Source organism: uncultured Flavobacterium sp. (assembly GCF_937967675.1).
Taxonomy (GTDB): Bacteria; Bacteroidota; Bacteroidia; order Flavobacteriales; family Flavobacteriaceae; genus Flavobacterium.
This window is the reverse complement of the sequence record NZ_CALBSN010000075.1, coordinates 1-9,216: the sequence shown is the minus strand read 5'-3', so window position 1 is coordinate 9,216 and position 9,216 is coordinate 1. Positions and strand designations below refer to the sequence as shown.

5 protein-coding genes are annotated in these 9,216 nt (G+C 33.1%); 4 read left to right on the top strand and 1 reads right to left on the bottom strand.

What is annotated here, in order from left to right:
• Positions 1 to 20: 20 nt before the first annotated feature.
• The 4 genes from Q0075_RS05335 (at position 21) to Q0075_RS05320 (ending at position 8,799) form a co-directional block, all read left to right on the top strand.
• On the top strand, positions 21 to 3,209 hold the full coding sequence (locus tag Q0075_RS05335; protein ID WP_297868611.1) for an exodeoxyribonuclease V subunit beta: 3,189 nt from the start codon (positions 21 to 23) through the stop codon (positions 3,207 to 3,209).
• A gap of 44 nt (positions 3,210 to 3,253) precedes the next feature.
• Positions 3,254 to 4,450 carry a glycine C-acetyltransferase gene (gene kbl / locus Q0075_RS05330; RefSeq protein WP_297868610.1) on the top strand — a complete coding sequence of 399 codons (1,197 nt, stop codon included), beginning with the start codon at positions 3,254 to 3,256 and terminating at the stop codon, positions 4,448 to 4,450.
• Between the two features lie 104 nt (positions 4,451 to 4,554).
• Entirely contained in the window at positions 4,555 to 5,958 is a 1,404-nt protein-coding gene (locus Q0075_RS05325; RefSeq protein WP_297868609.1) for an OmpA family protein, read from the top strand.
• A gap of 63 nt (positions 5,959 to 6,021) precedes the next feature.
• The gene (locus Q0075_RS05320; RefSeq protein ID WP_297868608.1) at positions 6,022 to 8,799 is read left to right on the top strand and encodes a PD-(D/E)XK nuclease family protein; all 2,778 of its coding nucleotides are present in this window, start codon (positions 6,022 to 6,024) and stop codon (positions 8,797 to 8,799) included.
• A 208-nt stretch (positions 8,800 to 9,007) separates the two neighbouring features.
• On the opposite strand, the gene Q0075_RS05315 is transcribed toward Q0075_RS05320, so the two are convergent.
• Positions 9,008 to 9,216 (bottom strand): alpha/beta hydrolase (locus Q0075_RS05315; protein ID WP_297868607.1); only part of this gene is annotated, 209 nt, incomplete at its 5' end.

Genomic DNA, 9,216 nt, shown 5'->3' with positions numbered 1-9,216 from the left:
AAATCAATAAAAAATTACACTTGAATACAACTGCTTTCACCATATACGACGCTTCAGCTGGTTCCGGAAAAACCTATACACTAACGAAAGAATACTTAAAAATTCTTTTCTTGGCGACGAATGATGATGCTTATAGAAAAATTCTGGCCATCACTTTTACCAACAAAGCGGTAGAAGAAATGAAAACCCGAATTGTCTCGAGTTTGTACCAATTTTCACTGGATACTACTTCTGACAAAGCGATGGAATTACTAAAAGATGTTGCTTCAGAAACCAAATTAAGTATTGCTACTTTAAAAGATAAATCGAAAGCCATCATTAAAAATATCATTCATAATTATGCTGCGTTTGATATTTCTACAATTGATAAATTCACACACAAAGTCATCCGAACGTTTGCACAAGATTTGAATTTACCTCCAAATTTTGAGGTGTCGTTGGAAACCGATTCCTTATTACAAGAAGCCATCGATTTGGTGATTTCCAAAGCAGGTGATGATCCCAATTTAACCAAATTACTAATCGAATTTTCAAAAGAGAAAACTGACGACGATAAAAACTGGGACATTTCTTCCGAATTATTAAAGGTTGCCCAACTGATTACCAACGAAAACAATTCGGAAGAAATTAAAGAATTATCGGAAAAAAGTATTGATGATTTCGGAATCGTAAAAAAGAAATTGCAGGAAGAAATCAAACAGTTAAAACTCGATTGTAAAGCAATTGCTCAAAGTGTTTTAGACTTGATTGACGGAAATGGTGTTTCTCGAAAATCGTTTTATTCCAGTTATGTAACCAATCATTTAGAAAAAATCGTATCAGAAAAAATCGCTATAAACGAAACAATAATTAATTATTTAGACGGAACAAAACCAGCATATTCAAAGACAATTCCTCAATCCGATAAAGATTTTATTGATGAAAAAGCTTCCGAAATTTTAGCTTCGGTTATTGCAATCAATGAAAAAGTGGGAAAAATTTCAATGTATGAAGCTTTTCTTCAAAATTTGAATCCATTGTCGTTGTTAAACACGATTTATCAAGAATTCAAACAAATTCAGGAAGAACAAAATTTAGTTTCGATTTCCGATTTCAATAAAATTATTCATGGCGAAATTCAAAATCAGCCTGCGCCTTTTATTTATGAGCGTTTGGGGGAAAAATATCGTCATTATTTTATTGATGAATTTCAGGATACTTCAGTGATGCAATGGCAAAATTTGATTCCGTTAATCGATAATGCACTTTCAGGACAAGACGATTTTGGGCAACAAGGAACCTTAATGTTGGTTGGCGATCCAAAACAAGCGATTTACCGTTGGCGAGGAGGAAAAGCCGAACAATTTATTGATTTAGCGAAAGAAGATGAAAAACACAATCCGTTTTCCAATAAAGACAAAGAAACGCTTCGTTTAGGCACCAATTACCGAAGTTATTCCGAAGTCATTCAGTTTAACAATGCTTTTTTCAAGCAATTATCGGATAAATTTGAAAATCCAGATTATAAAAATCTTTACGAAAACCTTTCGCATCAAGAAATCAATTCCAAAATAGGCGGCTATGTGAATTTGTCCTTCATCGAAGTGCCAGAAGAAGAAACTGAAGTAGAAGGTTTTGATTCAGACAACGATTCCATTTCGGTAAAAGATAAATTTTACTTGAATCAAACGTTGCGAACTATTGAAAAATGTATCGCTAACGGATTTGAATACAAAGACATCGTGTTGCTTACGCGAACAAAAGCACCTGGAATTAAGTTAGCGAATTTCTTAACCGAAAACAGCGTTCCGATTTTGTCTTCGGAAACCTTATTGATTCAAAATGCTACGGAAGTGAAGTTGTTGATTGCGTTGCTTCGTTATTTGAAAAATCCAAAAGACGACGAATCGAAAGTCTATTTCTTGTATTTCATTGCGAAATATCTGCAATCGGAATTGGAAATTCATGATTTTATTTTGGCTGCAAAAGATAAAAATTCGGAAGAATTAGAAGCGTTTTTGAAAACCATCGGCATTGAAATTTCGTTTAAAAATTGCAAGAAAAAATCACTTTACGAAGCGGTTGAAATTTTGATTGCAACGTTCTTAAATAACAAAGTAAATACTTCGTATTTGCAGTATTTCTTGGATTTGGTGTTGGAAAAAGACGTGAAAGTGCAATCAAGTATTGCGGATTTCTTGGAATATTGGGATAAAATTGGCTACCAAAAAAGTATTCCATCGCCAGAAGGAACTAACGCGGTACGCATCATGACGATTCATAAGTCGAAAGGTTTGGAGTTTCCGGTGGTGATTTTTCCTTTTGCGGAAGAAAACTTTTCAAGCAAACCAAAAGATAAATTATGGATTCCGTTAGAAGATGCGAATGTGAATTTCCCGAAAGCGTTAATCAACAATAAAAAAGAAGTGGAAACATACGGAAACGAAGCAAAAGTGATTTTTCAAACCAAAAATCAAGAAGAAGTCTTAGATACGATTAACGTTTTATATGTAGCTTTAACAAGAGCGGAAGAACAATTGTATGTGATTTCAAACAAACTGAAAACTAAAAAAGGCGATTTAGTTACCAATAATTTGTCATATTATTTTCTGGAGTTTTTACAGAATATCGGAAAATACGAAGAGACCAAATCAGAATATGAGTTTGGAAATTCAACCCGAATTTCAAAAAACAAATTTCACGAAGGCAATCACAATCAAATCGGAATTGTTGCAAATAAACTAAATCCAAAAAACATCAAAATTGCACAACGCGAAGCTTTAATGTGGGGAACAGTGCAACAAGATGCGATTAATTTTGGTAATATTCTCCACGAAATCATGGCGTTTATTCATACGAAATATGATGTGGATTTGGCTATTCAAAAAGCAACTGAATTAGGTTTGATTACTTTTTCACAAAGAGAAGTTTTTAAAGAAACCATTCAAAAAATAGTAAATCACCCCGAATTAAATGACTATTTTGAAGCAGATATCAAGGTTTTTAATGAACAAAATATCATCAAAAAAGTTACTAAAACTATTAAACCAGATAGAGTTGTTGTAAAAGGCAAGCAAGTTTTTTTATTGGATTATAAAACAGGAGAGAAACATAATAAACACAAAACCCAATTAGAAGAATATAAATTGGCTTTGGAAGAAATGAAATATGAGGTGGTAAAAAAAGTACTTATATACATAGGAGAAAGTATAGAAATAGTAACTTTGTGACCTCGAATTATAATAAACAACAAACTAGTAACAATAAACTTATTATGTACGGAAAAATTCAACAACACCTACAAAATGAATTGGCCACGATTAAAGAAAGTGGATTATACAAAAAAGAACGCATTATTACTTCGCCTCAAGGAGCTGAAATTACCATTTCTACTGGAGAAACGGTTTTGAATTTTTGTGCGAATAACTATTTGGGTTTATCATCACATCCAGAAGTGGTTCAAGCAGCGAAAGACGCTTTAGATTCTCATGGTTTCGGAATGTCATCAGTACGTTTTATTTGTGGTACGCAAGATATTCACAAAGAATTAGAGCAAAAGATTGCTAATTTCTATGGAACAGAAGATACCATTTTATATGCAGCCGCTTTTGATGCAAATGGTGGTGTTTTCGAACCTTTATTAGGAGAAGAAGATTGTATTATTTCAGATAGTTTAAATCATGCTTCTATTATTGATGGTGTTCGTTTGTGTAAAGCAGCTCGTTACCGTTATGAAAATAATAACATGGAAGACTTGGAGCAACAGTTAATCAAAGCAACTGAGGCGGGTCATCGTTTTAAATTAATTGTAACTGATGGAGTTTTCTCTATGGACGGATTAGTTGCGCCACTAGATAAAATTTGCGACTTAGCCGATAAATATGATGCTTTGGTTATGGTAGATGAGTGTCATGCTGCTGGTTTCATAGGAGCTACAGGAAAAGGAACATTAGAAGCTAAAGGTGTTATGGGACGTGTAGACATCATTACCGGAACGCTTGGAAAAGCACTTGGTGGTGCCATGGGAGGTTATACCACAGCTAAAAAAGAAGTGATTGAAATTTTACGTCAACGTTCACGTCCTTATTTGTTTTCAAATTCATTGGCACCATCAATTATTGGAGCATCATTAAAAGTTTTTGAACTATTAGAAAAAGACACAACACTTAGAGATAAGTTAGAATGGAATACGAATTACTTCAAAGCAGGATTAAGAAAAGCAGGTATTGATTTCATAGATGGTGATTCAGCAATTGTACCTGTAATGTTGTATGATGCTAAATTATCACAGATAATGGCAGAAGAATTATTAAAGAAAGGAATTTATGTGATAGGATTTTTCTTTCCAGTAGTTCCTAAAGACAAAGCGCGTATTAGAGTACAATTGTCAGCTGCACATACACAAGAGTATTTGGATAAAGCAATTGAAGCTTTCACAGAAGTTGGTAAAAAATTAGGTATAATTAAGTAAAAATCCGACAAATAAGTAATTTTTTTTAACAAAACTTTTTGTAGTTAAAAAAAACGTCTTACTTTTGTTCTAATTATAACGCATTGTAATTAAATAAAACAAGTATGAAACATCTTAACAAATTATTTGCTGCAGCTTTATTGTTTGCTGGTTTAACATCGCAAGCACAAGATAGCAACAACCCATGGGCAGTGTCTTTTGGGGTAAATGGAGTTGACACTAAAGTTAGTGCTGTTGGTAATGACAGTCCAAAATTCATCCAATTAGTAAACGCAAATCAGAACTGGAATATTTTACCTTCAGTATCTTATTTAAACGTATCTAGATATGTAGGTGATGGATTTTCTTTCGGTGTTACAGGTTCTGTAAACAAAATTAATAAATGGGTATCTAGAGTAGATGGAACACAATCAACAGATTTTGTTTCTGATCCAGGAGATCTTTCTTATTACGCATTTGATGCTGTTGTTAAATACAGCTTTATGGAAATGTTAAAATCTAAATGGATTGATCCATCTATCAACATTGGTGGAGGTTATAATTTCTTTGGAGATGCTTCTGCTGGTACTGTAAATGGAGGTTTAGGTTTAACTTTATGGTTAACTGAAAATGTAGGTTTACAATTCCAATCTATTTACAAACATTCATTTGATGACAACAGAGTTGCTAATTCTGATGTTCCGACTCATATTCAACACTTTGCAGGTTTATCTTTCAAATTTGGAGGTAAAGATACTGACGGTGACGGAATTTACGACAAACATGATGCATGTCCAGAAGTTGCTGGTTTACCAGAATTTAAAGGATGTCCAGATACAGATAAAGATGGTATCCAAGATTCAGAAGATGCTTGTCCAGAGGAAGCAGGTTCTAAAGAATTAAATGGTTGTCCTGACAATGATGGTGACGGAATCATCAATTCAGAAGATGCTTGTCCAGATGACAAAGGAACTAAAATGATGAAAGGTTGTCCTGATACAGATGGTGACGGTGTTGCTGACAAAGATGACAAATGTCCAACTGTTGCAGGAGCTAAAGATAATGGAGGTTGCCCATGGCCAGATACTGACGGTGACGGTGTTGCTGATAAAGACGACAAATGTCCAACTGTTAAAGGTTCTGTAGCTAACAATGGTTGTCCAGAAGTTTCTGATGAAACAATGAAAAAATTAAATGACTATGGTAAAACTATCTTGTTTAACTCTGGTAAAGCTTCTTTCCAAAAACAAACAATTCCAGTTTTACAAGCAATGGCTGCTATCTTAAAAGAGTATCCAACTGCTAAATTCTCTTTAGAAGGTCATACAGATGCTGATGGTAAAGATGCAATGAACCAAAAATTATCTGAAGATAGAGCTGCTGCTGTTAAAAACTTCTTAGTTGAAAACGGTATCGATGCTTCTAGATTATCTTCTAAAGGTTTTGGTGAGTCTATGCCAGTAGATTCTAACAAAACTGCTAAAGGTAAAGCTAACAACAGAAGAGTAGAAGTGAAATTAGTTAAATAATTTCTTTCTAAAATATATTAAGAAACGTCCCGAAATTTCGGGACGTTTTTTTATTTTTATAAAATGAAACAAGATACTTTTTTAGATAAGTTAAGCAACACTATTTTATCACAATCTGATATCGAATTAACGAATTGTCTGATTGTTTTACCCAATAAAAGAGCAAAAGTATTTCTTTTAGAAAGTTTAAAAAATCAATTAGAAACTACTTCGTTTTCGCCAACTATCATTAGTATTGAAGATTTCATTCAAGAGATTTCAGGTCTTCGTATCGTTGACCCAATCGAATTACTATTTGAATTCTACGAAGTTTATCTTTCCGTAACTGAAAAATCCAAACAGCAAACCTTCGAAGAATTTGCTACTTGGGCAAAAACTGCCATTCAAGATTTTAATGAAATCGATCGCTATTTATTAGATCCAAATCATGTTTTCTCTTATTTAGAAGATATTGAAGCATTAAAACGTTGGGATTTACATCCACAAGACAAAACCAAATTAATCACAACTCATTTAGAATTTTGGGCGAAACTACCTTTATACTATGAATCGTTTTATAAGCATTTATTAAAAAAAGGAATCGGTTATCAAGGTTTATTATACAGAGAAGCAGTTAAAAACTTAGCTTCGTTTATCAAAACAATTACCAAACAAATCTATTTCGCAGGTTTCAACGCTTTAAATCAAGCGGAAGAGAGAATATTCAAACATTTAGCTAACGAAAACAAAGCCAAAATTTATTGGGATATTGATGAAGTGTTTTTGAACGATTCGTATCACGATGCTGGTTTGTTCATTAGAAAATTCAAGAAAGAATGGAAACCTTTCGTAAATCAAGATTTCGAATGGGTAGTAAATCACTTTAGTCAAGAAAAAAATATCGAAATTATTGGTACGCCAAAAAGTATCGGTCAAGCTAAAATTGTGGGAACTATAATTGAAAAAATTCAATCTGAAAACCCAAATTTAGAAAAAACAGCTGTTGTTCTTGGTGATGAAAACCTATTGCTTCCTGTTTTATACGGTTTGCCTGAATCGGTTGATGCGTTGAATATTACGATGGGTTATCCGAGTAAAAATAATCCTGCACAATTGTTGATTAGCAAGTTGTTCAAGTTGCATACGAATGCTAAACAACGAAATGAAAAAAGTTATACCTTCTACTACAAAGAAGTTTTAGATATTCTAAATCATCCTTTGGTAGAGCCGTATTGTAAAGTGGAAGAAGTGGTAAAAGTGATTAACAACAACAATTTTGCCTTCTTTTCGAATCAAAAATTATTCAGTTTATACGAAGAGAAATATCCTAATTCAGAAAACAAATTCTTCAAATTATTATTTACACGTTGGGACGATTCTATTTCTGATATTTTAGCGAATTTGAATTCGATTTTACTTATCATAAAATCCTATTTAAGTAACGATGATGCCGAAGAAAAAGTAACCAAAGCTTTTGTGTATTCCGTTTTTAAAACGATAAATAAATTAACCAATTATCACGAAACTTATAATCAAATTGAAAGTTTGCCATCGCTTCAAGCCATTTACAAGCAAATTATCGATTTAGCGGAAGTTTCTTTCGAAGGTGAGCCTTTGAGCGGTCTTCAAGTAATGGGTGTTTTAGAAAGTCGTGTATTGGATTTTGAAAATGTGATTATTACTTCGGTAAATGAAGGAAAATTTCCAGCTGGAAAATCGCAAAATTCATTTATTCCGTATGATGTAAAGAAAGAATTGGGATTACCTACCTACAAAGAAAAAGATGCGATTTATTGCTATCATTTTTATCATTTGTTATTGCGTGCGAAAAATGTTTGGTTGCTTTATAACACCGATAACGAAGGAATCGATGCTGGAGAAAAAAGCCGTTTCATTACTCAATTAGAAATCGAGAAACAACCAAAACACAATATCATAAGTACAATTTATAACGCGGTTTTACCCGAAAAAGCATACGAACCCGTTACCATTCCAAAAACCGATAAAATCTTAACCCGTTTGCACGAAATTGCAACTGATAAAGGATTTTCGCCATCGTCGTTAACAAATTATATTCGAAATCCGTTACAGTTTTACATGCAACGTATTTTGCGCATTAACGAAGCGGATGAAGTAGAAGAAAACATCGCAGTAAATACGTTAGGAACCATCATTCATAACGCTTTGGAAGAATTGTATACGCCGTATTTGAATCAGTTTTTGGCATTGCATCATATTGAAGCGATGGAAGCTAAAATTGATGAAGTCATTCTGAAACATTTCAAAGAAATTTACAAAGAAGGCGAAATTACCAAAGGAAAAAACCTATTGGCGTTTGAAGTAGCGAAACGAAATGTTTACAATTTTCTACAACTAGAAAAGAAAGACATCGAAGAAGGTCAAGCCATAAAAGTATTGCTGTTAGAAGCAAGTTTGTCTTGTGAAATCGAAGTAAAATCGTTGCCATTCCCAATAAAAATAGCAGGTAAAGTCGACCGAATTGAAGAGCGAGAAGGCGCCATCAGAATTATCGATTATAAAACCGGAAAAGTAGATGGAAACAGCTTAAAAATTCAAGATTTTGGTGATTTGACTTCCGATATAAAAAATGAGAAAATCATTCAGTTGTTGTGCTATGCCTTGATGTTTGAAAATCACGAGTTAAAACAAAATCGAGAAGTTTCAGCCGGTATTGTTTCATTCAAAAATATGAAAAACGGTTTTTTACCTTTCGGATTAGGAAAAGGAAAAGATGCTGATATTGTTATTTCAACCGAAATTTTAGACGATTTTAAAGCAGAACTAGAAAAATTGATTGTAGAAATTTTCAATACAGAAATTCCGTTTAAGGAAAAAGTATAATTTGCCACGGATTAAAGGATTTTCACAGATTCCAAAATCCTTCTAATATGTGAAATCTGTGGCTAATTTAATATGTGATTATTTTATTTTCTTAGTGGTTAAATGTTTTTTTAAACATAAGGTTGTATTGAACCACAAAGGACACAAAGTAATTACACTAAGTTCACAAAGCTTTGTGTTCATTGTGCCTTCATCGTGCTCTTAGTGGTTATACCTTTTTCAAAAAACCACTCAAAACCGCCAATAATTCCGTCTGATTTTCAAAATGACTCATGTGACCATCTTCAAAAGTGGTGAGTTTTACTTGCGTGCCTTCGATTTGTTCTAAATTGTCCTCGTAATTTAAAACTGGATCTTTTTTACCTAAAATAAGTTGAATCGGATAAGGCGCAAAATGCAAAATAACTTCGCGGTCTT

Excerpts from the sequence above, each read along its gene's own strand:
- Q0075_RS05320 (WP_297868608.1), top strand. The coding sequence starts at position 6,022 with ATGAAACAAGATACTTTTTTAGATAAGTTAAGCAACACTATTTTATCA.
- kbl (WP_297868610.1), top strand. The coding sequence starts at position 3,254 with ATGTACGGAAAAATTCAACAACACCTACAAAATGAATTGGCCACGATT.
- Q0075_RS05325 (WP_297868609.1), top strand. The coding sequence starts at position 4,555 with ATGAAACATCTTAACAAATTATTTGCTGCAGCTTTATTGTTTGCTGGT.